We start from the raw sequence: 22,649 nt of genomic DNA on the forward strand, positions 1-22,649 counted from the left end.
GAAAACGTCGACACGCGCGTGCAGCTGTCAAATGGCAGTGCGCAGCTTGGCGTGACCGGGCGGCTGGGGACGGGCGGGCAGATCACCGTCAACGGCCCGATCAACCTGTCCGCGCCCTATAACGGCAATTTGACGATCCGCTTCGACCGCGCGCGGCTGAAAGACCCTGAGCTCTATGACACGCGCGCCTCGGGCACGATCACGATGGACGGGCCGCTGACCGGCGGTGCGAAAATCGCCGGGCGCATCACGCTGAGCGATACCGAATTGCGGGTGCCCTCCTCGGGCGTCGGCGGCGGGGCGTCGGTGCCCGACGGGATCGAGCACGTCGGCGAAAGCGCGGCGGTGCGCGAAACGCTGAAGCGCGCCAGCCTGCTGAACAATGGTCAGAGCGATGCGAGCGGTGGTGCGAAGGCCTCCGGTCCGTCCTTCCCGCTCGATGTCACCATCGCCTCCGAGCGCGGCATCTTCGTGCGCGGCCGGGGTCTGGATGCAGAGCTTGGCGGTTCGCTGAGGATCACCGGCACCACGGCGAACGTGATTCCGATCGGGCAGTTCTCGCTCGTGCGCGGGCGGCTCGACATTCTGGGCCAGCGCTTCACGCTCGATCAGGGCCGGATCGCGCTGCAAGGCGCGCTGGTGCCCTATATCGACTTCACCGCGACCACGACGCAGGACGATTACACGATCTCGATCAACATTCAGGGGCAGGCGAATGCGCCACTGGTGACCTTCGCGTCCTCGCCCGACCTGCCGCAGGACGAGGTTCTGGCGCGGCTGATCTTCGGGCGGTCCATCGACAATCTCTCGCCCTTGCAGGCGGCGCAGTTGGCCTCGGCAGTCGCGACGCTCGCGGGCAAGGGCGGCGAAGGGATCATCGGCAAGCTGCGGAAGAATTTCGGGCTGGATGATTTCGACGTCTCGACCGATGCGCAGGGCAACACCCAGCTCAAGGTCGGGAAATACCTGTCGGACAATATCTATACCGATGTCACGGTGGGCGGCGACGGCACCTCGCAGATCAACCTCAATCTGGATGTGACCAAGAGCCTCACCGCGCGCGGCACCGTCGGCTCTGACGGCAAGAGCGGGGTCGGCCTCTATTTCGAGAAGAACTACTGATCCATAAGTTTCACTTCATTTCCGCGCCCGGAAATAAGTGAAACTTATGACGAGGATGCTTCCTTGGCCTTAGCCTCGTCGTCGCCCTCGATTGCGTCGCGAAGTTTCTCTTGCGTGCGGCGCTTGCGGAAGGCGGCGAGCTCGGCGTTCAGCGCGGCCCCCATCAGCACCGAAAAGGCGCTGAGATAGAGCCAGACGAGAAGCGCGATCACCGCGCCGATAGAGCCGTAGATCTTGTTGTAATTGCCGAAATTCGACAGGTAGAAGGTCAGCCCGATCGAGCTGAGCCCCCAGAGCGCCGTCGCCAGCACCGCGCCGAGCGTCAGGATCGGATCGCGCTTGCCCTCGGTATTTGGCCCGTAGCGATAGAGAATTCCGAGCGCGGTCAGCATCAGCAAAAGCATCGCCGCCCAAGGCAGACCCGAGAGCAGAATCTTGGAATATTCGTGGAAGGGCAGGAAGTTGATGGCGACGGGGACGACGACCACCGTCGCCATCGCGGCCAGCATCACGCCGACCAGCGCGATCGTCATCAGGTAGCCCATGATGAAGCTCCAGATCGTCGCGCGGGGCCGGGTGCCGTGGATCACGTTGAGGCTGAGCACCAACGCCGCGACACCCGCGCGGGCCGAGAACAGGGTCACGGCGGCAGAGAACATCACGCCGAGCCCGATCGTTGCGCGCGGCCCGATCAGCCAGTTCTGAATCTGGTCGTTGATCAGCGCATAGGCTTCGGGCGGGATGAAATCATCGGCCACGTTGAGATAGGTGCGGATCACCGTCGGATCGGCAAACGCGCTCCAGAGCGCGATGGTCGCGGAGATGCCGGGGAAGATCGCAAGCATGGAATAAAAGGCGACCCCCGCCGACACGAGGGTGATATTCGATTGGAACAGCCGCCCGAACAGGCTGACCGCGAATTTCGCCGTTTCTCTCACGCGCTACTCCTCGTTTCATTCACCATTGCTCAAGCCCCGCGTGATCGCAACGCGGCGCCCGCGCTTTGCTGAAAGCTGTTGCGTCTCAGGCGCTTGGCGTCGCGCGAGCCGAACCGTGCCTGTGCCAGACAGGGCCGGAAACACGAAAACATGCTGGAATAGGGTCTATTTTTGGCCAAGGCGCAGGTCAGTATGGGCCGAGCCACGCGCGCCCTCCGCCCGTGGTCGGGGCCAGGATCACGAAAGCGCCAGATTGTCACAAAAGGGAATCACTTCGCCGTTAGGAGCGTCGTGAACGCAACTAGCCAAGGGATCAGCCATGTCGCTTCGTACGACCCTCCTCCAAGCCACCGCTATCGCTGTGCTGCCGCTTGCGGCACATGCCGGTGATATCTCTTTCTCGCCCGTTCCTTTCGCCAAGGACGACGCCGCCAAACGCCAGGCCATCGCCTCCGACACGGTCACCATCGACGGCAAGGATTACAAGATCGGCTATCACGTGATGGCGCGCTCGGGCGACAAGATCGGTGACAACACTTTCGCCCTGCTGACCGACAAGGACGGCAACCCGGTCAAGTCGGCCGACGGCTCCGAGCATATCTCGGACTCCGCCGATTTCACCTCGCTCCTCCGTCAGGGCGACAAGCTCTATTCGGTGACGCATTTCGAATCGCGCCCCGGTGCGATGTATCTCAGCGAAGTCAGCCAGGATGCAGACGGCAACCTGAAGCTGGTCTCCACCAAGCCGATCGACTTTTCCGAATATCACGGCCTCTGGGTGCCTTGCGCGGGTTCGGTGACGCCGTGGGAGACCCATCTGGGTTCGGAAGAATATCCGGCCGATGCGCGCGCGATCGAAGCGGCGACCTCGCTCGACGAGATCGACGATTACGACTTCCCGATGGTGCGCTATGCGGGCGTGAACCCCGAGGGCATGAGCCTCGAGCAGTTCCGCGACGCCTACAAGCCCTATCGCTATGGCTACCCGACCGAGATCACCGTCTCGGAAGACGGCTCGGCCAAGGCTGACAAGCATTTCGCGATGGGCCGCGTGGCTGTCGAGCTGGCCTATGTCATGCCCGACCAGAAAACCGCCTATATCTCGGATGACGGCACCAATGTCGGCCTGTTCCGCTTTGAAGCCGACACCGCAGGCGACCTGAGCGCCGGTACGCTTTATGCGGCCAAGTGGAACCAGACCTCGGCAGAAAACGGCGGCGCGGCCGATCTGGAATGGGTCGATCTGGGCCATGCCGACGACGCGACGATCCAGAAGGCGATCGAAGCCGGCACCCAGTTCTCGGATCTCTTCGAGACCGCCGAGATGGGCGAGGACGGTTCCTGCGCCGACGGCTTCTCGGCTTCGAACGCCGAAGGCAATCCCGAGTGTCTGAAGGTCAAGGACGGCATGGATGCGATCGCCTCGCGTCTGGAAACCCGTCGCTACGCCTCGATGAAGGGCGCCACGACCGAGTTCCGCAAGATGGAAGGCATCACCTACGATGCCGACAAGCATCAGATGTATCTGTCGATGTCGGCTGTCGAGAAGGGCATGGAAGACGGTGCCAAGCAGGATCTGGGCGGGATGAACGCGATCAAGCTGCCGAAGAACAAGTGCGGCACGGTCTACTCGCTCTCGCTGGATGACAAGTTCACCGCGACGAAGATGATGGGTCTGATCTCGGGCAAGCCGCTCACCGAAGAGCACAAGGTCAAGGCGCAGGACGCAAGCTGCGACCCGGCGCATGACATGTGCGGCGACACGGCAGAGCTGAACAGCTGCGATATCAACGGCATCGCGAACCCGGACAACATCACCTACATCCCGGGCTACAACACGCTGATCATCGGTGAAGACACCGGTTCGGGCCACCAGAACGACGCGATCTGGGCGATGAACACCGACACCAAGGAGCTGACCCGCATCCTGTCGACGCCTTACGGTTCGGAAACCACCTCGACCTACTGGTACCCGAACGTCAACGGCCACGGCTACCTGATGGCGGTCATCCAGCACCCCTATGGCGAGAGCGACGAAGACAAGCTGACCGACCCGGCGCAGGCGCGTGCCTATGTTGGCTATGTCGGTCCGTTCCCGCAGATGGATGCCACCGCGAAGACCCAGTAACGGGCGCTCGCGAGACATTTCTGGCGAGGCCCGGCGGAGACCCGGGCCTCGCCTTTTCTTTCAAGACTGAGGGCTGACGGATGCTGCGGATTTCGATTTTGGCGCTGCTGGGTATGACCACGATGGCGGGGGCGGTCGATCTGAAGACCACGGTGCTGGACAATCCGACGGCCTATATTCCTCCGCAATGCTATACCAAGACGGAAGACACGGCGGGCGAGGTGCATAACCCCTGCCAGACCTGTCACACCTATCCGCGCCATCCGAATTACGTGCGCGATGCCGATCTGCAGACCGAATATGCGTTTCCGGGCCCGGCGCTCGAGAACCCGTGGCGCAACCTCTTCGTGGATCGCCGCGCCGAGGTGGCTGCGACCGACAGCGCGGAAATCCGCGCCTATGTGCGGCAGGACAATTACCACGACGCCGAGGGGGGGATCGCCTTGGCTACGAGGCTGGCCGATCCGCCTGCGGCTTGGGATGTGAACGGCAATGGCGAATGGGACGGCTATATCCCCGACGTGCAATTCGCCTTCGACGACGAAGGCTTCGACCGCAGGCCCGATGGCAGCCTGACCGGCTGGCGCGCCTTTGCCTATCAGCCGCTGCCCGGTACATTCTGGCCGACCAATGGCTCGACCGATGATGTGATGATCCGTCTGCCGGAGGCGTTCCGTCAGAATGCCGACGGGGCCGAGGATATCGTCACCTACAAGACCAACCTCGCGATCGTGCAGGCGCTGATCACCCGCGCGGATGTCGCGATCGCGCCTACCGACGAGGTCGCGATGGGCGTCGATCTGGACCGCGACGGGGTGATGGGGCAGGCGGAGGTGGTGAAATTCGCCTTCGCGCCGCTCGATGGGATCACGATGCATTGGGCGGGGCGCGCGGGTGCCGAAGGCGCTCGGCTTGCCGCCGGGCTTTATCCCAAGGGCACGGAATTCGTCCATTCCGTGCGCTATATCGACCCGACGCCCGAGGGCATCGAACTGGCGGCGCGGCTGAAAGAGCTGCGCTACATGGTCAAGACGGATTGGGAGAGCTATGCCGATCTGGAAGAAACCGCGCTGGCCGAGTTGAAGGAAGACAGCGCCTTTCCTGACCGCACCAAGCAGTTCTTCGGCAGTTCCGAGACCGGCGTGCCCAATACGTTCGGCTGGCGGCTGCAGGGGTTTATCGAGGATGCGACGGGCGATCTGCGCCCGCAGAGCTTCGAGGAGACCGTGTTCTGCGTCGGCTGCCACGGCACGCTGGGTGTGAACGACGATTCCACCTTCGCCTTCGCGCGCAAGCTGGGCAAGGACGCCTATCGCGGCGGCTGGTATCACTGGACGCAGAAGGGGCTCGCCGGCACGCCCGACCGGGTCCGCGCCGATGGGAGCGGCGATTACGCCCATTACCTGAAGACCAACGGGGCAGGGGACGAGTTCCGCGCCAATGCCGAGCTCATCGAGGATTGGCTGGAGGCGGGCAAGCTGCCGGCCGAGAAAGAGGCGGCTTTGGCCGAGGATATCGGCCCGCTGATCCTGCCCTCGCCGGAGCGTGCCGATGCGCTCAACGCGGCCTATCGGATGATCGTGCGCGACCAGAGTTTCACCCAAGGCCGCGACGCGACGGTGGCCCCGGTCGACGGCACGGTCTGGCGTGAGGTGGAGCAGGATCAGCCCACAGGGATCGAGGAAATCGCCCAGCCGTGGTATAAGCGCCGCTAATCTGAACCAATCTGCGCCAGCGGATTGCGTTTTTCGCCGTCAATTGGCAGTGTTTGCGCAAATCGGTACATTTTTTCGGGAGCGCCATCATGGCAAAAGTCATCCGCCAACTTTCCGCAAGCGCCGCAATCGCGGTCGCTGCTGTCTGCACCGCCGCGAGCGCGCAGGCAGAAAGTGGCGTGACCTTCACCATCGGCGCAGGTGCGCGCTATGCCCCGTCCTATTTCGGCGCGGATCATTACGACACCAGCCCCACCGCGAAGGTGAAGCTCAACAGCTTCTCGCTGCAGGGGATGCGCTTCGGCTCGGACGATCCGAATTACGAGAAGCTGGGCCCGAACGTGCATGGCTCCTTCCGTCTCGTCGGCGGTCGTAATTCCAGCGATTATTCCGAGATCGCGGGTCTCGACGACGTCACTACGTCGCTCGAACTGGGGCTCGGCCTTGGCTATCAGGCGCCGCAATGGGGCGCTTTTGCCGATATGCGCTATGGCGTGGTCGGGCATAACGCCGTGGTCGCCGAAATCGGCGCCGACTGGAAGCCGATCAAGACCGACAATTTCAAGCTGAGCATCGGGCCGCGCGTCTTCTATGGCTCGGGTCTCTACAACCGCACCTATTTCGGCATCAGCCCGTCGGAATCCACGGCGAGCGGTCTGGCGGCCTATTCGCCCGATGGCGGCCTCGTCTCGACGGGTCTGGAACTGTCGGCGACCTATCAACTCGGGAATGACTGGGCGGTCGAGGGCAAGCTGAACTACGATCGCCTGCAGGGCGATGCGGCGGACAGCCCGATCGTGCAGCAAGGCTCGCGCGAGCAAAGCTCGGTCTCGCTGATGCTGACCCGCCGGGTGAGTTTCCCGTTCTGATCGGGCCAAAGCTTCCTAAGAGACACGTAAAGCCAAGCCGCATGGGTCGCCCGTGCGGCTTGCTTTTTTCGCGCTGCGCCGCGCATGTTGGCGGCAGATTTCCTCTCCAGACGTGATGCGCCGATGACCCAGACACAGCTGCCCGCCCGTGATCGCACCGCGCGCGCCCTGATCGAAGCCGGGATGCGCCTGTTCGGGACGAAGGGGTTCGCGGCGACCTCGACGCGGGAACTGGCGGAGGCTGCGGGCGCGAATGTCGCCGCGATTTCCTACCATTTCCAAGGCAAGGAAGGGCTGCGCCGCGCCTGCGCGCTGGAATTCGTGCACCGCATGGAAGAGGTGATGCGGCCTCTTGGACCCCCGGAGGCGCTTTCGCCCGAGGCGGCGGAAGCGGAGCTCAAGACGCTGATGGAGGCGATGATCTCGCGCATCCTTACGCAGCCGGATGCGGCCTCGATGATCGGCTTCGTGATGCGCGAAGTGACCGAAGGCGGCGAGACGCTCGATATTCTCTATGACCGTCTGATTTCGATCGTGCATGGGCGGCTGCTGGGGCTTTGGGCGCGGGCGAGCGGGACGTCTGAAGACGATCCGGAGAGCGCGCTGCGGGTTTTCGCGATGATCGGACAGGTGCTCTATTTCCGGCTCGGCGCGGAGGTCGTGCGCCGCAAGATGGGATGGTCGGAGATCGGCGGGGCGGAGGCTGCGCAGATTTCCCGGGTCGTCGCAGACAATCTGGATGCGATGCTGGCGCAGGCGCGCGCCAAGACCGCCCCCGACGCATGAAAAAGGCCGCCCCGGCGGGAGCGGCCTGAAATATTCCTAGCGTCTTCGCAGTTACACCGGCGGTTTGCCTTTTACCGCCCGGGCGACCATGGCCACCACGAACAGGATCAGGAAGACCACGAAGAGGATCTGTGCGATCCCGGCAGATGCGCCTGCGATGCCGCCAAAACCGAGCGCCGCGGCAATCAGCGCGATAACGAGAAAGGTCAGAGCCCAACCAAGCATGGGTATTCTCCTTCGGATGTTGCGTACATTAGCGCTGAGTGCTGCGCTTTCATGACATCCAAACGTGCCGTTTTCCCGAAAGTTCCATTACCCTGGGTCAGTAAATCCGCGGAACATCGTGCGCTTTCCGGCGTTTGGGCGGCGATTCACAACCTCACGAAAAAGGGAGATGGGGACATGGAAATGAATATGACGGGCCTCGGCGGCTTTTGGGGTATCTTACTTCTCGCACTTGATATCTGGGCGCTGGTCTCGATCGTCGGGTCGAATTCCAGCACCGGCAAGAAAGTGCTCTGGGCGCTTCTCGTCTTCTTCCTGCCGCTGATCGGTTTCCTGATCTGGCTGGTGGCCGGACCGCGCGCCTCGAAGTGACGAAATCAAGGGGGGCGGCTGCGGAGAGCCTCAAGGAACCGCATTCCCCAACCCGCGTTGGAACCACAGAAATCGCGGCAAGAGGCCGTGACATGTTTGGGAGAGGTCGATGAGTTACCACGAGACCGAAGAACCTGACGGCCACGAGGGCCGGGGAACGGTGACCGATTTGCTGAACCGGGTGATCGAGCAGACGCGCGAGATCGCACGGACCGAGGCGGAATTGGTGCGCGCCGAAGCTGCCCATCGGGCGGGTCTTGCGCGCAATGCCGTCATTCTCGGCGCGGTCGCCTTGGTTTTCGCGCTCGGTGCGATCTTCCCCCTGACGCAATCCGCCATCTACGGGCTGGAATGGGCCGGCCTCGACCGGGGCCCCGCGACGTTGATCGTCGGCGTGGTGCTTCTGATCCTCGGCATCATCGCGGCGCTCATCGCTGCGTCGAAGCTGCGCAAAGTGTCGAGCCCACCCACCCGTCTCAAGGAAAACCTGTCTGCTGACGCGCAGGCGCTTAAGGAGAGCTTCAAATGACCGAGAAGAAAACCATTGAGGAAATCGAGAACCGTCTGCGCCAGGACCGTGCCGATCTCGCATCGACGCTCGGCGATCTGACCGGCCGCATCGCGCCGGACTATCTCTCCGATCAAGTGTCGCAAGTCGTGCGCGACTACGCGGCGCCGGCTGCGCGCAGTGCCGAACAGGCCGTGCGCAAGAACCCCGTGGCCTTCGCCCTCGCGGGCGCCGGTATCGCTTGGTTCCTGCTGCGCCAGCGCAACTCGGACACCGTTGAGCAAGAGGATCTTGTCGCCGATGCCGATCCGCTCGTGATGCCGAGCGAAGCGGGCGCAGACGGCTGGATCGACGAGATCGACACGCTGCGCCACGATGCGTCGGTGCGTCTCGAAGATCTCGAGGCCGAGCAGCGCAGCTCGACCGACAAGGCGCGCGACTTCGTCAAGGAGCGCTCCGAGGTGATGCAGAAATTCGCGAGCGACCTGCGCGGCTCGCTGTCCTCGGGTCTGAGCGACCTCAATGAGGATGCGCGCGACCGCGTGGTGCGGGCCCGTGAAAGAGCCTATTCCGCCCGGATTCGCCTGCAGGACGGTGCGACCCATGCCGGTACGACGAGCAAGCAGATGGTCAAGGATCACCCGCTGATCGCCGCCGCTATCGGCTTCGCCATCGGTGCCGCGATCTTCAACGCGGTGCCCAAGCCGGACGTCAATGTCAGCCGCCGCAGCTTCGGCCCGCGCGCGAACCGTCTGTTCGACGAGGCCGAGCGCCTCTACCGCGACGAGAAGCGCCGTGCGGGCAAGGTGGCCGATCAGTTCACCGACGAGCTGAAGCGGACCGCGCGCTCGGTGATGAGCTCGGCCGGTGACGAGGCGCGCAGCGCTGCACGCGATTTCGGCGATCAGGCGATGGCTGCAGGCGAGCAGCTTATCGACCGCCTCTCGCGCCAGCTTGCTCAGGAAGCCAACCGCGCGCTGCGCGACGTCGGCCAGTCGCTGCAGAAAGGCGAAGAGGAAGTGCGCGCCGGGGCCCAAGAGGCCAAGGATGCCGCGAAGTCCAAGGCCGAAGATGTCGCGTCCAAGGCTGAGGCGAAGACCCATGAGGCGGCCGAGAAGGTGAAGGCGAACCATTCGTCGTCGTCCTCCTCGTCCACGTCGAGCGCGTCCTCGACCAACCCGACGTCCTCGTCGGCGCCGAAAACCACCCACTGATCCGATCGGTGGACCTGATTGGAAAAGGCCGGGCCTCGTGCCCGGCCTTTTTGCTTGGCGGTCATGGCGCTCGCTGCCCGTGACCGACCCGCAAAAGAGAACCGGCGCCGCAATCTCTGCGACGCCGGTTTATGCTGTTTTACGCGGGAATAGGGTCTAATTCCGAAGATCAGACCGAGCTCGACCAGGTGTCGACTTCGCGCTCGGCGTCCTCTTTCGTCTTGCCGTATTTCTTCTGGATCAGGCCGACCATCTGCTCGCGATGGCCTGCGGCCTCCTCAAGCTCGTCGTCGGTCAACTCGCCCCAGTTCTCGCGGGCCTTGCCCTTCATTTCTTTCCAGCTGCCTTTAATCTGATCCCAATTCATGGCGTCGCTCCTTTCAAGATGAAGACGCGGGTCTCGGCGTCGTCCATCAACGTTTCGCCGGGGGCGATGTTCCTGTGGGTGAGGGCGCAAAAACTCGGGAACTGCGGGGGCTCCAGCAGCGTTAGCTCGCGAAACCCAAGAGGGAAGTAATTCTCGAAATGCATCGCCTGGAGACCCTGTCGCGCATCGCCATGATCGCGATCGCTGTAATCGCTGTCGTGGCTGCGCTTAGCCAGGTGGAAAGCTTGGTCGCCCCCGTCGTGCTCGCGCTCGTCGTTGGGATCGTGCTTTCACCGATTTCCGATGCATGGGAGAAAAGAGGTCTGTCGCCTGTCTGGGGGGCACTTACCTCGCTCGTTATCTCTCTGATGATCGCCGTGCTGCTGGTTCTCGTGATTCAGCCGGTGATCGCGGAGCTGATGCGTCAGGCGCCGAAGGTGATGGACGACATGCGTTCCACCATCATTCACATGCGTCACATGTTCCAAGGTATTCAGGACGCCTCGAAGGAGGTGAGCGATGCGATCACGCCGGCAAAGGATGCCGCGCAGGACGGTGGTGGCAATGGCGACAAGAGCGCCGTGCCGGATGCCAAGGATCTCGTCATGCTCGCCCCGGCCATCATTGCGCAGGGGCTGATCTATATCGGGGCGCTGTTCTTCTTCCAGCTCTCGCGGACCGAGATTTACAACTGGATCGCAAAGCACCTTGCTGAACCGTCGAACCGCGGCGCCACCGCTGCCCGGCTGCGCAAGGCGGAGACCCGGGTGTCGCGCTATTTCCTCACGATCACGGTGGTGAATGGCGGGCTCGGGCTCGCGGTGGGCGTCGCGATGCAGCTGATCGGGTTGCCGAATGCGCCGCTCTGGGGGCTGGTGGCCTTCCTCATCAATTACATCCTGTATCTCGGTCCTGCGGCGCTGATCATCGCGCTGGGATTTGCAGGCGTGGCGACGTTCGACGGGATCCGGGTGATCCTGCCGCCGCTGATCTACGTGATGCTCAACGCGACCGAGGCGCAATTCGTGACCCCGGCCGCGATCGGGCGGCAGATGCGACTCAATCCGCTTCTGGTCTTCCTGTCGCTGACCTTCGGGATCTGGCTCTGGGGGCCGCTGGGCGGGATCGTGGCGATTCCGCTGCTGCTCTGGGCGTTGGTGCTGACCGACAGCCTGCCGGATCCGAAATCCGAGGCGGAGCAGAAGCTCGAAACCAACTGAGCCGACGCGGCCAGTCCCAGATGAGGCGACGCGGCCCGCGATCCGCCAGTGCGGATCAGACCATCTCTTCGGGAATGAACGGCAGCTTGCGCGCGATGTTGCGTGCGGCTTCGATGTCGTAGGGAAGCACGAAGCCTTCCCGGTCCTCGGGGGCTTTGGTGCCGTTCTCGCGTGCGAGTTCGGTCCAGGCCGAGACCGCGCGCGTCGGGTCGAAGAACGCCTCTTCCGGCGCGGGCGGCAGCCAATGGCGCATCAGGCGACGGCGCATGGCCGGGATGCCGTCGTTGCGGCGTAGATAGACGCCCGCCTCGCTGTCCCAGTGCAGCGACCGGCCGTTGAGGTTCGCGGAGGTGATCAGCGCCGCGTCCTCGTCGAAGATCGAGACTTTCGCATGGACGTAGATCAGCGGCGCGCCACCGGTGCGCATCGCCCCGTCATCGTCGGGAGCGGCGAGGCGCGGCTCCGCCGGGCAGCCGATGAACAGGCGGCTGCCGAAGGCTTCCCGGATCGTATCCAGCGCGCGGACCTGAAGATACTCGCCATAGCGCACGTCGCTGGTCGGGCGGTCGGCCATCATCAGCGTCTCGGGCACGGCGGGCAGCATCAGGATCAGGTTGAGATTGGGGTTCTCGCGCGCGGCGCGGGCCAGATGATTTGCGAGGTTGCGCGAGCGGAAGAACTGGCTCTCGAGATAGATCAGCTTCTGCGCGCGCGCGATCAGCATTTCGTGCGCGTTCTCGATCTCGGTCCGATAGAGCTTCGGCCCGATCCGGAAGGTCGCGAATTTGCGCCGCTGCGAAATCGTGCGGAGCAGGCGACGCGGCGGCTTTGCCAGCTTTTCGCCGGCGCAGCTTTCGTGGAAGGTCTCCAGATGGGCCTTCGCCTCGGCGACCACGGGGCCGGTCATCATCAGCTGCACATCGTGCCAAGTCATCTCGCCGTCGCGCTCGTGCACGGGCGTGTCGAAGCGGCGATTGTCGAGATCCAGCCCGCCGATATAGAGCTTCTTGTCGTCGAACACGGCAAGCTTCTGGTGATGCGTCGCCGGGAACAGTTTCGGCGGCGCGCCGCGGAACTTGCGGTGAATTTTCTTGTCCGATCCGGCCTTGAGATATTCCCGCAGCCCCGGCATGTCGCGCATCGCCGTCAGCCGCTTGGCCTCGTCCATCCCGTTGAGCCAGCTCGCGTGGTTGCCGAGCTTGTAATAGACATAGGGCCAGAAGATCGTGCGCGGCAGGATGCCCGATTGCGCCGGGTGCATCAGTGCGCGCAGCCGCAGATTGGCGTTCGGCCCGGCCAGTTCGCGCGCGGCGCAGAACATGCGGATCGACGACCACGTCATGCGGTGCAGCTCGGGCTTGGCGCAGGGGTCGAAGTCGGTCAGGTCGATCTGCATCGCCACGCCACGTTTCAGCAGGTGGATGATCAGGTCGAACCAAGTCGCGCCGATGGCGCGCCCGCGATCCGATTTAAGCTTCGTGTTGAGGTCGAAGACGCGGAAGGAGCCGTGGATCGAGTGCCGCGAGTCGAGGAAGGCATCCTCGAGCACGGGATAAGCCTCGGCTGCTGTCAAAAGCAGTCTGACGCGGCTCTCGGCGTGAACTCCGGCTTGTTTAAGACGTTCCATGCGGCTCGTTTTTTCTGAACGGCCGCGAAGGTGACCAGAGGTCGCCGCGGCAGGTATCTCACTCAATTGCTCTCTTCAGAAACTGTTTCGTGTTTCCGAGATTTCAAGCGCTCTTCGTGACGCAATTCGCTCTCGACGAGGGGGCGCAATGTGAAGTCCGCATTGAGCAGGTATTCGTCGTCTGTGGTCTCGATCTCGATCGTGCCGGAGAGCTGTTGCACGAAGGCGTTGACCAGTTGCGACCCCAGCCCGGTTCCGTCCACAGCCTCCAGTGGCGGGGCGTCCGTATCGACGGTATTGCGCACGCTGAGACGCGCCTGCATCCCTTCGAGCTTGTTCAGCGAGATGTCGAGCTTCGGTTTGCCGTCACGGGCGGAGGCGTATTTCATCGCGTTGGTCATCGCTTCGGTCAGCAGAAGCGAGAGCGGCACGGCCTGATCGGGCGTCAGGTGAATGTCGTCGATATGGCAATCGACCGAGACATGGCGGCCCGGCCCGGTCGCAAGGCGGGTGATCTGGCGCACGATATCGGGCAGCAGCTCCTGCGCGCGGATATCGGTGAGCCCGGAGGTCTGGTAGAGGCCGCGGTGGATCGTCGCGAGCGAGATGACCCGCTCCTGCAGCGATTTCATCAGCCCCTTGGCTTCGGGCGTGCGCGCCTGCCGCATCTGCATGTTGATGATCGAGGCGATGAGCTGGAGGTTGTTCTTCACCCGGTGGTGGACCTCGCGGAGCAGCACTTCCTTGTGGTGCACCATGTCTTCCAGTTCGGCCTCGTCATGCAGGATGGTCTCGGTCATCCGGTCATAGGCTTCGGCAAGATCGCGGATTTCCGAAGGCGCGGTCGAGAGGTTGAGATTGCCCACGATCCGGCTGCCGGTGGCAAAGCTGGTGATCGCGCTCGACAGTTTGCGGACATGGCCGATGACCAGTTTCTGCATCGCGAAATAGGCGACCAGAAGGCTCGCCATCCACATCAGCGCGGGGAACAGCACCGGCGAGATATCGGCGAAGGGGCTCAGCGCGGAGGCCGCCTGTGCGGGCCAGCTGCCGAGTGCGTAGAGTTGGTCGGGGACGAGTTCGACGACGGAATAGACCCGCTCTATGCCGCGGTTGGAATCTCCCGAGAAGGTCACCGCGCCATTGCCCGCCAGCAGCTTCAGCGAGCGGTCGACGGGCAGGTGCGACTGGGTGTTCGCCAGCCCGTCCGAGGAGGTCAGGATCGTGCCCTCGCGGTCGAAGGTCATAATCACCAGCGGTCGGTCATCGGCGAGCTTCGGCCCGTCTTTCGCCAGCGAAAGCGAGGAGTGGCTCATCGAGATCGCGATGATCCCGATATGATCGCCCGCCGCGTTGTAGACGGGATGGGCCACGCCCAGCACCGAGGTGCCCGACACCGGCGCATCGCGATTGACGTAGAAGCTGGTGCGATCCGCGGTCATCATCCTCTCGAAGATGTCCTGACCTTTGAAATCGTAACTCTTGCCGGAGTTCGAGCAGCTCATCTTGCCGCTGTCGGGAATGAAGGCGACCAGCGAGAACTCTGGGAAAGCGCCCGAAATCTGCCGCATCCAGTTCGAGCAGGCCTCGTCACTACCCACGAGCGGCTGGACGGTGCTGGCAAGGACGCGGGCTGCATCCTGCGCGTGCTGGATCACCCGCGTCTCGCCTGCGACGGCGCGCATCGTCTCGCCCATCAGGGCAGCCTCGGAGCGCGCCTGCGCTTCGCGAACGACCGAGGTCGATTGCAGCACGGCGATGATCAGAAGGGGGAAGAGCGCGACCGCCAGCATGAAGGCCAGACGCACGCCAAGCCCGTCAAAAAAGGGAATGACGCCCCGTTTCCGAGCTTGAAACGGGGCGTGGTCACTGTAGTGCTCGTCGTCTGCCGCTTTCGCGGCTTCCGAATTCATGCGGCGGCAACTCCGGATTTGCCCATCACGGCCAGCGAATTTCGATCCGAGCCGGACAGAATGTCTTCACCTTCTTCCAGCCCGAGCATCTCCGCAAGCCGGGCGCGGGCTCGGTTGGCACGACTTTTCACCGTCCCGACTGCGACGCCCATCATTCCGGCGGCTTCCTCGTAGGAGAAGCCCGAGGCGCCGACGAGGGTCAGAACCTCGCGATGTTCGGGGCTGAGCTGATCGAAGGCCACGACGAAATCGTTCATCGCGAGACGTCCGTCATGCGCGGGTTTCTCGTAGAGCGAAGCAGCGTGGATACCCTCGGGGTCTGCAACCTCGCGCTTACGCTTTCGGCGGTCCGAGTAGAAGGTATTGCGCAGGATCGTGAAGAGCCATGCACGCAAATTCGTGCCGCGCTCGAATTTCTCGATATTCGACCACGCCTTGACGATCGTGTCCTGCACGAGGTCGTCGGCAGAGGCCGAATTCCGGGTCAGCGACAGGGCGAAGGCGCGCAGGGCTCCGAGATGATCGGGCAGTTCCTCACGCGGATCGCGGGCTTCGGTAGACGAGTTGGCTTTGGAGGACGAAGTCATTTTTCGCCCTCCTTCGCCTTGAGTTGCGCCAGCAAGTCTTTGAACCGATCTGGCACTTCTTCCTGAAGCGCCTCCTCATAAACCTTCTTCAGGTTTTGATTGATCTGGTCCCTGATACTGGACTTAGGCTTTTCGTCTGCCATATCACTATACATCCGGTTTCGATCCCACTCATTTTGCACGGAACCGAACGCGGGGCCAGAGAGTTTGGTTCCCGAAAAAACGCAAAAGGGGGTTTTCATGTCCGAAGACATCGCCGGCACCATCGGAGCCAACCTGCCGTATCTGCGGCGCTACGCCCGAGCCCTTACCGGCAGCCAGGACAGCGGCGACAGATACGCCGCGGCTACGCTCGAGGCCATACTCGAAGACACGACGCCTTTCGAGAATAACGATCCGAAGCTCGCATTGTTCCACGCCTTCCATCTGGTCTGGGCCTCCGCGGGCGCACCGCTGGGCGAGCCGGACAACCGGCTGTCAGCACGCGCGCAGGATCACATGTCGACGCTGACGCCGAACACGCGCGAGGCACTTCTGCTGCACTCGATCGAAGGGTTCCGCGTCGAGGAGATCGGCACGATCATGCAGGTCGACACCGACGAGGCGAAGGAACTGATCGACATCGCGATCCGCGAGATGGAAACCTCCGTCGCGGGCAAGGTGATGATCATCGAGGACGAGGCCATCATCGCGATGGATATTCGTGCCATCGTCGAGGATATGGGTCACCAGATCACCGGCATCGCCCGGACCCGCACCGAAGCGGTGGAGCTTGCTTCGACCGACAAGCCCGACCTGATCCTTGCCGACATTCAGCTGGCGGATAATTCCTCGGGGATCGATGCGGTGAACGACATTCTCGCGCAGTTCGGCAACGAGCTGCCCGTGGTCTTCATCACGGCCTTCCCGGAGCGTCTGCTGACCGGCGAGCGGCCTGAACCCGCGTTCCTGATCACCAAGCCCTACACCGAAAGCCAGGTGCAGTCGGCGGTGAGCCAGGCGATGTTCTTCTCCTCCACGGAGACGCTTGCGGCCTAACGGCGGGATAAGGCGAAACACATGAAAAAGGCGGCTCCGGGGATCGGGGCTGCCTTTTTTCACATGCGGGCCGCGCACCACAAATTGAAGCCGCGTCCCTGCAACTAGCGGCAGCCGCGCGTGGTTCTTCCTTCAGAGACGAATTGACGAAACCCATTCAGACCGAAGGAGCCGCCCCATGACCAATATCGTGATTACCGGCGCATCCGCAGGCGTGGGACGCGCCGTCGCGCGCCGCTTCGCCGCCAAAGGCAACCGCATCACCCTGATCGCGCGCAACAAGGCGCGGCTCGAGAAGGCGGCGGAGGAAATTCGCGCGAAGGGCGGCGAGGCCCTCGTGCAGCCGCTCGATGTGGCCGATACCGATGCGGTCGAGGCCGCGGCTGTCGCCGCCGAGCGCGCTTTCGGTCCGATCGACATCTGGATCAATATCGCGATGGTCACGGTGCTGTCGCCCGTGGCCGAGATGACGCCCGAGGAATATCGCCGGGTGACCGAGGTGACCTATCTCGGCACGGTCAACGGCACGCTCTCAGCGCTGAAGCGGTTCCGCCAGCAGGGGTGGGGCACGATCGTGCAGACGGGCTCTGCGCTGGCCTATCGCGCGGTGCCGCTGCAATCGGCCTATTGCGCGGCGAAGGCGGCAATCGTGGGTTTCACCGACAGCCTGCGCTCCGAGCTGATCCACGAGAAGTCCGACGTGAAGATCACGGTCTGCCACCTGCCGGCGGTGAACACGCCGCAATTCGACTGGGCGCGCAACAAGCTGCCGAACCGTCCGCGCCCGGTCGCCCCTGTGTTCCAGCCGGAGCTGATCGCGGATGGCATCCATCACGCGGCCTTCCACCCGAAGCGGGAATACTGGCTGGGCTTTTCTGCGGTAAAGGCGATCCTGTCGGAGAAGATCTCGCCGGAGCTGGGCGACCTATATCTCGCGCGCACGGCGATCTCCGGGCAGCAGACGGAGGAGCCCGCCGATCCTACCCGGGCGGACAATCTCTATGACAGCGTCGATGGCGATTGGGAGGCGCGGGGGCGGTTCTCCGACGAGGCGAGCGACAGCTCTCCGGCGATTGCGATTTCCGAGCTTGGCGGCTCGCGGCTCGTCGCCGGCGGCGGTGCGGCGCTGGTCGCGGGGCTGATGCTGGGGGCAGTCTTCGCCGCGTCACGGCACCGGGGCTGAGCACTCGGAAAGAGATTTGAAGAACGCGCGCCCAATGGCGCGCGTTTCTTTTTGTGAGCGGGCTATCAATCCTTTATCGCGCCCCGATAGGCGCTGATCGCCGCGATCATCCCGGCATGGGACAGCCCTTGCGGGAAGTTGCCCAACTGCGCGCCGCTTTCCGGGTCGTGCTCTTCCGCCATCAGGCCGAGATCGGTCGTGGCTTTCAGCATCCCCTCGATCTGGGTCTTGGCATCGTCGAGCCGTCCGGCCCGCACGAGGTAGTCCGCCGCCCAGAAGCCGCAGGCGTTGAAATACCCCTCGACGCCGGGCAACCCGTCCTCCTGCACGTCGTAGCGCCGCAGATGGACGCCCGAGCCAAGCCGCTCGCGGATCGCCGTATAGGTCGCGGCCATCTTCGGATCGTCGGCTGCGATCACCCCGATGCGCGGCATCAGCAGAACGCTCGCATCGAGCCAGTCCTCGCCAATCGCGCCGGTGAAGGCGCCGATCTCCTCGTTCCACGCCTCTTCCCGGATCAGTGCCTCGATCGCGGCGCGCTCGGCCTTCCAGAGCTTCGTGTCGGCATCGATCACGCCGCGTTCGACCAGCGCGATCACCGCGTTCAGCGCGCCCCAGCACATCGCCTTGGAATAGGTGTGATGGCGGCGCGGATCGGGCATTTCCCAGATCCCGTTATCGGGCCGGGTCCATTGCGAGACCACGACATCCGCGAAATTCGCAAGCCGGATACCTTCGCCGGGATGCAGCTCTCCGCCCGCTTCGACATAGGCGCGCGCGGCCATGATCATCGACCCATAGGCGTCGAGTTGCAGCTGCGTCGCAGCGCCGTTGCCAAATTGCACCGGGGCCGAGCGGCGATAGCCCTCGACCGTCTGCAGTTTCTGGAGGGATACGTCACTGTCGCCCTGCACCGTGTAGAGCGTGCCCAGCTCCGGCGCCGTTTCGCGCGTGGCCGCCATCATCCAGCGGAAGAAGGCGTCGGCCTCGCCGGTCAGGCCCTGATCGAGAAAGGCATGCAGCACGAAATAGGCGTCGCGCAGCCAGCAATAGCGATAGTCGTAATTGCGGATGCCGCCGACCACCTCCGGCAGGCCCATCGTCGGCGCGGCGATCACGGCGCCGGTGGGCGCGTGGACCAGCAGCTGCAGCGCCATCAGCGAGCGTTTGAGCGCCCCGGAGAACGGCCCATCGCCGAAATCCGTCTTGGACTGCCGTTTGCGCCATGCCTCGCGGGTCGCGGCGAGCGCCTTGTGGGCCGCGTCCATTCCCCCGACATGGCCGTGACCGCCTTGGGTGATTGTGAGGGTGACGTAGCCTTCTTCTCCGGCGGCGAGGGTGCCGCGCCCGTTCAGCCGGCCCGAGCCTTCGATCTCCAGCTCGATCGAGCTGTCGATCAGGACGATGTCGCCGTCTTGTGTGAATTGCCAGCTGCCCGGGCCGCGGCGGATGAAATTGGGGGTGTTCAGCGCGTAGTCGCAGCGTGGGGCGATGCAGATTTCCACTTCGGCGTCGCCCTCCTGCGCCTCGATCAGCCGCACGACGGAGTGCCCGAAACTCGCCGCTTCTTCGAGCGAGTCCGGGAGGTTCATGAAGTCGGTGACCTTGAGCTGGCCGCCCTCGGTCGGGTGGGTCGTGGTCAGGATCGGGCCGTGGTCTTCATAGGCACGTTTCGCCGCGCTTGGACGAGCTGCATCCGGCACCGGGCCAACGTAGAACGTCCCGCCGCGAAACTGGTCGAGCAGCCGCCCGAAGACCGGATCGCCGTCGAAATCGGGGCCGCAGAGCCAGTCGATCGCGCCGTCGCGGGCTACCAGCGCCGCCGTGCGCGTGTCCCCGATCACCGCATAATCGCCAATCGGGAGATAGCCCCGCCGCCCTTCGAGAAAGCGCAGCGGCGGGCTGTCCGGATCGGGCGTGGTCTTCGCGGATCGGTCGGCGGAAGGGCGGGTGAGGTCGGTCATGGAATGCATGTCCTTCGTCGCATCTCCGGGCGTCGCCCCCCGGAGACAATCACATCCCTCTCAGTGATCGAACGGACCCGCCGCGCCGCGGTTCCTTGAACAAACCGTGTGCGTTCGAGAGCCGCGCGCGGCGCAAACCCGGTCGTGGGGGCTGCGGCCCCCAGTCGTCCGCTAGGGCGCTTTGATCAGGACGGGCATCCGTGCGAAGCTCATGGAGATATGGCCGCGCCGCATGTGGCCGAGCGCATCGAGATCGCCGAGCCGCAAGGCGCGCAGGATGTCGCGCAGTTCGTCATTGTAGATCTCGATCTCCTGCATCAGGTCGATCTGCGAGGCGGTGACCTGCTGCAGCCAGATCCGGGCCGTGCGGAAATACAGCGCCTCCGACATTTCCCTCAGCGGCGCATTCGCGGTCAGGTCCAGCAGGCAGAGGAAGGTATCGCGGTCCAGCTCGGCGAAAGCGCGGGCGGTGGGTGCATCGACAAGGGCGCGGCCGCGTTCCTGCAGCCTGACGAAAGACGCGATCAGTGCGGCGCTTGGCGGCACCGGGTCGAGCGTGGTCTGCAGCACCGTGAGTTCGCGCCGCAGCCGAAAGACCTGAGCCAGTTCGGTGTAATCGACATCGGTGACGAACGTGCCAACCCCGTGCATCGAGCGCAGCAACCCGTCATCCTCGAGCCGCGCCAGCACCCGGCGCAGCGGTGTCCGCGAGATGCCGAATTCGGACGCCAGCGCGGTTTCCGACAGGCGCATGCCGGGCGGGTAGTCGAGCAGGCAGATGCGGCTACGGATTTCGGCATGGATGAGATCCAAGCGGTCGCGGCCACGCAGTCGTTCCGGTTCGGTTTGCCGAGGGATCAGGGGTATCTCGTTCATCGGGTTTTGTTGTCTCTTCGCGCGAAGGCCATGATCGGCGGCGGCGGCGCGCAGGTCAATCTGCTTCGCGGCGACGGACCAAAAGGCATTTGATTTCACATATTGCGCCTGTGGGGGCGGAGCAATCGGCCCGATGCGGAGGTTGTTGCCCGCACAGGACCTGCACGGGGCCTGCACTGCGTCCGCACGGGCGCGCGAGATATGCGCGTTCCGTGTTCAACGCTGCGATATTGGGCAATATTGGTGCACAACATCTGCGCAGGGAACTTCACAAGTCTACGATATCTGTCTGGCAACCCTGTATAATCAATGTGATCTGCTTGACACTCCCCGGAATCTCATAGGTGTTGTGTACATCAAGCGCGGAAGGCTTCCGGCTTTCCGTTAACAAGAGCCAACAGGAGAGACGCATGAAATCGATTTGGAAATCTGTCGCCGCTGCCGGTATGGGCCTCGCCATGAGCGCCACCGCCGCACTGGCCGGACCCCTGATGGACCGTATCAACTCGGGCGAGCCGATCCGCATCGGCTTCGCGAACGAAGTTCCGTGGGCCTATCCGGGCGAAGACAACAAGCCGCTGGGCTTCGTGAACGCCTATGTTCTGGGTGTGCTCCACGAGATGGGCTATGACAACATCACCCCCGTCGTGACCGATTGGGGCGGGCTGATCCCGGGCCTCAACGCGAACCGCTTCGACATGGTCACCGGCGGTCTCTACATCCTCAACTCGCGCTGCCAGAACGTCGCGTTCTCGGAGCCGATGGCGAAGGTGGGCGATGCGTTCATCGTGCCGAAGGGCAACCCGAAGGACCTGAACAACTACGAGCAGATCGCCAAGGCTGGCGCGACCTTCGTGACGGGTGCGGGCTACAACCAGGTGGAATCCGCAGCCAAGGGCGGCATCCCGGATAGCGACGTGATGACCGTGCCGGGTCCGACCGAAATCCTCGCCGCCGTGAAAGCGGGCCGCGCGGATGCAGGTGGCGTGACCTATTTCACCGCGCAGAACCTTGCCAAGCAGTCGGACGGTTCGGTTGAAGTGTCGGACGTGAGCCAGCTTCCCGAATGGACCCAGAACTGGGTCGGCATCGGCTTCCGCAAGGCGGATCAGGACTTCGTCGACAAGTTCAACGAAGCTCAGAAGAAGTATCTCGGTTCGGACGCGATGATGAAAGCGGTCGGCGAGTACGGCTACTCGAAAGGCAACCTGCCGGGCGACAAGACCGCCGCAGAAGTCTGCGAGATGCGCTAAGCGCAGCTGCTGAAGACATGGACGGGCCAGCGCATGGCCCGTCCATTTTGACATTCACCGCCGGGGCGGGACGGGAATGAGTTACATAGAATTTTTGAAAGAATACGGGCCGCGCTTCTGGGACGGCACGCTCGTGACGGCGGGGCAGTTCTTCCTGGCCTCCGCTCTGGCGATCGTCATCGCGCTTGTTGCCGGGCTTATGAAACTTTCGCGCAACGGGCTGATCCGGGGTATCGCCGTCGTCTATATCGAAATTTTCCGCGGCACCTCACTGCTGGTCCAGCTCTACTGGATCTTCTTCGTGCTGCCGCTGTTCGGGCTGACGCTGCCGAAATTCACCGCGGGTTTCGTCGCGGTGGGGATGAACCTCGGGGCATACGGCGCCGAGCTGGTGCGCGGTGGCATCCAATCCGTGCCGAAAGGGCAATGGGAGGCGGCCTATGCGCTGTCGATGAGCCCGATGAGGCGGATGTGGCGGATCATCCTGCCGCAGGCTTTCGTCAACATGCTGCCGCCGTGGGGCAACCTGCTGATCGAATTGCTGAAGAACACCGCGCTGGTCGCGCTGATCTCCGTGTCGGACCTGATGTTCGAAGCCAAGCAGATCAACGGCTCCACCTTCCTCTCGGCGCAGACCTTCGGCACCGCGCTGATCATCTACTACGTCTTCGCGCGCTTCATCGTGACGCCATTCATGCGCTGGCTGGAGCTGGTCATGCGGCGCAAGCTGGGGAGGGCCTGATC

Annotated in this window: 23 protein-coding genes; 14 read left to right on the plus strand and 9 right to left on the minus strand. The window is 63.5% G+C overall.

What is annotated here, in order from left to right:
- On the plus strand, positions 1-1,122 hold a 1,122-nt coding region (locus tag B3D39_RS17785; protein WP_286789931.1), incomplete at its 5' end, for a translocation/assembly module TamB domain-containing protein.
- Positions 1,123-1,166: 44 nt separating this feature from the next.
- Here the strand turns inward: B3D39_RS17785 and B3D39_RS17790 are convergent.
- Positions 1,167-2,060, minus strand: a complete 894-nt coding sequence (locus B3D39_RS17790) for a YihY/virulence factor BrkB family protein (RefSeq protein ID WP_274961579.1) — start codon at positions 2,058-2,060, stop codon at positions 1,167-1,169.
- Positions 2,061-2,379: 319 nt separating this feature from the next.
- Between B3D39_RS17790 and B3D39_RS17795 the strand changes: the two genes are divergently transcribed.
- The 4 genes from B3D39_RS17795 (at position 2,380) to B3D39_RS17810 (ending at position 7,558) form a co-directional block, all read left to right on the plus strand.
- Positions 2,380-4,188: a PhoX family protein gene (locus tag B3D39_RS17795; RefSeq protein WP_274961580.1), complete on the plus strand. Its 1,809-nt coding sequence runs from the start codon at positions 2,380-2,382 to the stop codon at positions 4,186-4,188.
- 80 nt (positions 4,189-4,268) lie between these two features.
- Entirely contained in the window at positions 4,269-5,903 is a 1,635-nt protein-coding gene (locus B3D39_RS17800; protein WP_274961581.1) for a hypothetical protein, read from the plus strand.
- A gap of 89 nt (positions 5,904-5,992) precedes the next feature.
- The gene (locus B3D39_RS17805; protein ID WP_078541431.1) at positions 5,993-6,772 is read left to right on the plus strand and encodes a MipA/OmpV family protein; all 780 of its coding nucleotides are present in this window, start codon (positions 5,993-5,995) and stop codon (positions 6,770-6,772) included.
- 123 nt (positions 6,773-6,895) lie between these two features.
- Positions 6,896-7,558: a CerR family C-terminal domain-containing protein gene (locus B3D39_RS17810; protein WP_274961582.1), complete on the plus strand. Its 663-nt coding sequence runs from the start codon at positions 6,896-6,898 to the stop codon at positions 7,556-7,558.
- A 51-nt stretch (positions 7,559-7,609) separates the two neighbouring features.
- On the opposite strand, the gene B3D39_RS17815 is transcribed toward B3D39_RS17810, so the two are convergent.
- On the minus strand, positions 7,610-7,783 hold the full coding sequence (locus B3D39_RS17815) for a DUF1328 domain-containing protein (protein WP_075776656.1): 174 nt from the start codon (positions 7,781-7,783) through the stop codon (positions 7,610-7,612).
- A gap of 177 nt (positions 7,784-7,960) precedes the next feature.
- Here B3D39_RS17815 and B3D39_RS17820 point away from each other — a divergent pair, with 177 nt between their 5' ends.
- The 3 genes from B3D39_RS17820 to B3D39_RS17830 all read left to right on the plus strand — a co-directional run bounded on the left by B3D39_RS17820 (position 7,961) and on the right by B3D39_RS17830 (position 9,877).
- Complete coding sequence (locus B3D39_RS17820; RefSeq protein WP_093477206.1) at positions 7,961-8,155, plus strand: PLD nuclease N-terminal domain-containing protein; 195 nt, start codon at positions 7,961-7,963, stop codon at positions 8,153-8,155.
- A 109-nt stretch (positions 8,156-8,264) separates the two neighbouring features.
- Complete coding sequence (locus B3D39_RS17825) at positions 8,265-8,684, plus strand: phage holin family protein (RefSeq protein ID WP_078541429.1); 420 nt, start codon at positions 8,265-8,267, stop codon at positions 8,682-8,684.
- Positions 8,681-9,877, plus strand: a complete 1,197-nt coding sequence (locus B3D39_RS17830; RefSeq protein ID WP_274961583.1) for a hypothetical protein — start codon at positions 8,681-8,683, stop codon at positions 9,875-9,877. The genes B3D39_RS17825 and B3D39_RS17830 overlap by 4 nt, the downstream gene beginning before the upstream one ends.
- Before the next feature lie 169 nt (positions 9,878-10,046).
- Here B3D39_RS17830 and B3D39_RS17835 read toward each other — a convergent pair whose 3' ends face one another.
- Positions 10,047-10,244: a CsbD family protein gene (locus tag B3D39_RS17835; RefSeq protein WP_078522745.1), complete on the minus strand. Its 198-nt coding sequence runs from the start codon at positions 10,242-10,244 to the stop codon at positions 10,047-10,049.
- A gap of 158 nt (positions 10,245-10,402) precedes the next feature.
- On the opposite strand from B3D39_RS17835, the gene B3D39_RS17840 reads away from it, so the two are divergent.
- A complete protein-coding gene (locus B3D39_RS17840) occupies positions 10,403-11,464 on the plus strand; it encodes an AI-2E family transporter (RefSeq protein ID WP_274961584.1) in 1,062 nt (353 codons plus the stop codon).
- 55 nt (positions 11,465-11,519) lie between these two features.
- On the opposite strand, the gene B3D39_RS17845 is transcribed toward B3D39_RS17840, so the two are convergent.
- The 4 genes from B3D39_RS17845 to B3D39_RS17860 all read right to left on the minus strand — a co-directional run bounded on the left by B3D39_RS17845 (position 11,520) and on the right by B3D39_RS17860 (position 15,734).
- On the minus strand, positions 11,520-13,091 hold the full coding sequence (locus tag B3D39_RS17845; protein ID WP_274961585.1) for a phospholipase D-like domain-containing protein: 1,572 nt from the start codon (positions 13,089-13,091) through the stop codon (positions 11,520-11,522).
- A gap of 62 nt (positions 13,092-13,153) precedes the next feature.
- A complete protein-coding gene (locus B3D39_RS17850) occupies positions 13,154-15,004 on the minus strand; it encodes a histidine kinase dimerization/phosphoacceptor domain -containing protein (RefSeq protein ID WP_078570550.1) in 1,851 nt (616 codons plus the stop codon).
- Complete coding sequence (locus B3D39_RS17855) at positions 15,001-15,591, minus strand: RNA polymerase sigma factor (protein ID WP_078522749.1); 591 nt, start codon at positions 15,589-15,591, stop codon at positions 15,001-15,003. Before B3D39_RS17855 ends, B3D39_RS17850 begins: the two co-directional genes overlap by 4 nt.
- Positions 15,588-15,734, minus strand: a complete 147-nt coding sequence (locus B3D39_RS17860) for a NepR family anti-sigma factor (RefSeq protein ID WP_078522790.1) — start codon at positions 15,732-15,734, stop codon at positions 15,588-15,590. Before B3D39_RS17860 ends, B3D39_RS17855 begins: the two co-directional genes overlap by 4 nt.
- A gap of 97 nt (positions 15,735-15,831) precedes the next feature.
- Here B3D39_RS17860 and B3D39_RS17865 point away from each other — a divergent pair, with 97 nt between their 5' ends.
- Positions 15,832-16,629, plus strand: a complete 798-nt coding sequence (locus B3D39_RS17865) for a response regulator (protein WP_078522750.1) — start codon at positions 15,832-15,834, stop codon at positions 16,627-16,629.
- Positions 16,630-16,807: 178 nt separating this feature from the next.
- Entirely contained in the window at positions 16,808-17,812 is a 1,005-nt protein-coding gene (locus B3D39_RS17870) for an SDR family oxidoreductase (RefSeq protein WP_274961586.1), read from the plus strand.
- Between the two features lie 65 nt (positions 17,813-17,877).
- Here the strand turns inward: B3D39_RS17870 and B3D39_RS17875 are convergent, their stop codons facing one another.
- Positions 17,878-19,776 carry a glycoside hydrolase family 15 protein gene (locus tag B3D39_RS17875; protein ID WP_274961587.1) on the minus strand — a complete coding sequence of 633 codons (1,899 nt, stop codon included), beginning with the start codon at positions 19,774-19,776 and terminating at the stop codon, positions 17,878-17,880.
- 171 nt (positions 19,777-19,947) lie between these two features.
- Positions 19,948-20,589, minus strand: coding sequence for a GntR family transcriptional regulator (locus B3D39_RS17880; RefSeq protein ID WP_274961588.1), 642 nt, complete (start codon positions 20,587-20,589; stop codon positions 19,948-19,950).
- Here B3D39_RS17880 and B3D39_RS17885 point away from each other — a divergent pair.
- The 3 genes from B3D39_RS17885 to ehuC all read left to right on the plus strand — a co-directional run bounded on the left by B3D39_RS17885 (position 20,575) and on the right by ehuC (position 22,647).
- The gene (locus tag B3D39_RS17885; protein WP_274961589.1) at positions 20,575-20,745 is read left to right on the plus strand and encodes a hypothetical protein; all 171 of its coding nucleotides are present in this window, start codon (positions 20,575-20,577) and stop codon (positions 20,743-20,745) included. The two genes, B3D39_RS17880 and B3D39_RS17885, sit on opposite strands and share 15 nt — an antisense overlap.
- Positions 20,746-21,062: 317 nt before the next feature.
- On the plus strand, positions 21,063-21,905 hold the full coding sequence (gene ehuB / locus B3D39_RS17890) for an ectoine/hydroxyectoine ABC transporter substrate-binding protein EhuB (RefSeq protein ID WP_274961590.1): 843 nt from the start codon (positions 21,063-21,065) through the stop codon (positions 21,903-21,905).
- A gap of 76 nt (positions 21,906-21,981) precedes the next feature.
- Entirely contained in the window at positions 21,982-22,647 is a 666-nt protein-coding gene (ehuC, locus tag B3D39_RS17895; protein ID WP_078551092.1) for an ectoine/hydroxyectoine ABC transporter permease subunit EhuC, read from the plus strand.
- Positions 22,648-22,649: the final 2 nt, after the last annotated feature.

It is taken from the genome of Thioclava sp. UBA3469 (genome assembly GCF_002378135.1).
GTDB lineage: Bacteria > Pseudomonadota > Alphaproteobacteria > Rhodobacterales > Rhodobacteraceae > Thioclava > Thioclava sediminum.

What these genes read in the sequence shown, in the direction of transcription:
- B3D39_RS17795 (WP_274961580.1), top strand. Translation starts at nt 2,380, where the DNA reads ATGTCGCTTCGTACGACCCTCCTCCAAGCCACCGCTATCGCTGTGCTG.
- B3D39_RS17800 (WP_274961581.1), top strand. Translation starts at nt 4,269, where the DNA reads ATGCTGCGGATTTCGATTTTGGCGCTGCTGGGTATGACCACGATGGCG.
- B3D39_RS17805 (WP_078541431.1), top strand. Translation starts at nt 5,993, where the DNA reads ATGGCAAAAGTCATCCGCCAACTTTCCGCAAGCGCCGCAATCGCGGTC.
- B3D39_RS17810 (WP_274961582.1), top strand. Translation starts at nt 6,896, where the DNA reads ATGACCCAGACACAGCTGCCCGCCCGTGATCGCACCGCGCGCGCCCTG.
- B3D39_RS17815 (WP_075776656.1), bottom strand. Translation starts at nt 7,783, where the DNA reads ATGCTTGGTTGGGCTCTGACCTTTCTCGTTATCGCGCTGATTGCCGCG.
- B3D39_RS17820 (WP_093477206.1), top strand. Translation starts at nt 7,961, where the DNA reads ATGGAAATGAATATGACGGGCCTCGGCGGCTTTTGGGGTATCTTACTT.
- B3D39_RS17825 (WP_078541429.1), top strand. Translation starts at nt 8,265, where the DNA reads ATGAGTTACCACGAGACCGAAGAACCTGACGGCCACGAGGGCCGGGGA.
- B3D39_RS17830 (WP_274961583.1), top strand. Translation starts at nt 8,681, where the DNA reads ATGACCGAGAAGAAAACCATTGAGGAAATCGAGAACCGTCTGCGCCAG.
- B3D39_RS17835 (WP_078522745.1), bottom strand. Translation starts at nt 10,244, where the DNA reads ATGAATTGGGATCAGATTAAAGGCAGCTGGAAAGAAATGAAGGGCAAG.
- B3D39_RS17840 (WP_274961584.1), top strand. Translation starts at nt 10,403, where the DNA reads ATGCATCGCCTGGAGACCCTGTCGCGCATCGCCATGATCGCGATCGCT.
- B3D39_RS17845 (WP_274961585.1), bottom strand. Translation starts at nt 13,091, where the DNA reads ATGGAACGTCTTAAACAAGCCGGAGTTCACGCCGAGAGCCGCGTCAGA.
- B3D39_RS17850 (WP_078570550.1), bottom strand. Translation starts at nt 15,004, where the DNA reads ATGAATTCGGAAGCCGCGAAAGCGGCAGACGACGAGCACTACAGTGAC.
- B3D39_RS17855 (WP_078522749.1), bottom strand. Translation starts at nt 15,591, where the DNA reads ATGACTTCGTCCTCCAAAGCCAACTCGTCTACCGAAGCCCGCGATCCG.
- B3D39_RS17860 (WP_078522790.1), bottom strand. Translation starts at nt 15,734, where the DNA reads ATGGCAGACGAAAAGCCTAAGTCCAGTATCAGGGACCAGATCAATCAA.
- B3D39_RS17865 (WP_078522750.1), top strand. Translation starts at nt 15,832, where the DNA reads ATGTCCGAAGACATCGCCGGCACCATCGGAGCCAACCTGCCGTATCTG.
- B3D39_RS17870 (WP_274961586.1), top strand. Translation starts at nt 16,808, where the DNA reads ATGACCAATATCGTGATTACCGGCGCATCCGCAGGCGTGGGACGCGCC.
- B3D39_RS17875 (WP_274961587.1), bottom strand. Translation starts at nt 19,776, where the DNA reads ATGACCGACCTCACCCGCCCTTCCGCCGACCGATCCGCGAAGACCACG.
- B3D39_RS17885 (WP_274961589.1), top strand. Translation starts at nt 20,575, where the DNA reads ATGGATGAGATCCAAGCGGTCGCGGCCACGCAGTCGTTCCGGTTCGGT.
- ehuB (WP_274961590.1), top strand. Translation starts at nt 21,063, where the DNA reads ATGAAATCGATTTGGAAATCTGTCGCCGCTGCCGGTATGGGCCTCGCC.
- ehuC (WP_078551092.1), top strand. Translation starts at nt 21,982, where the DNA reads ATGAGTTACATAGAATTTTTGAAAGAATACGGGCCGCGCTTCTGGGAC.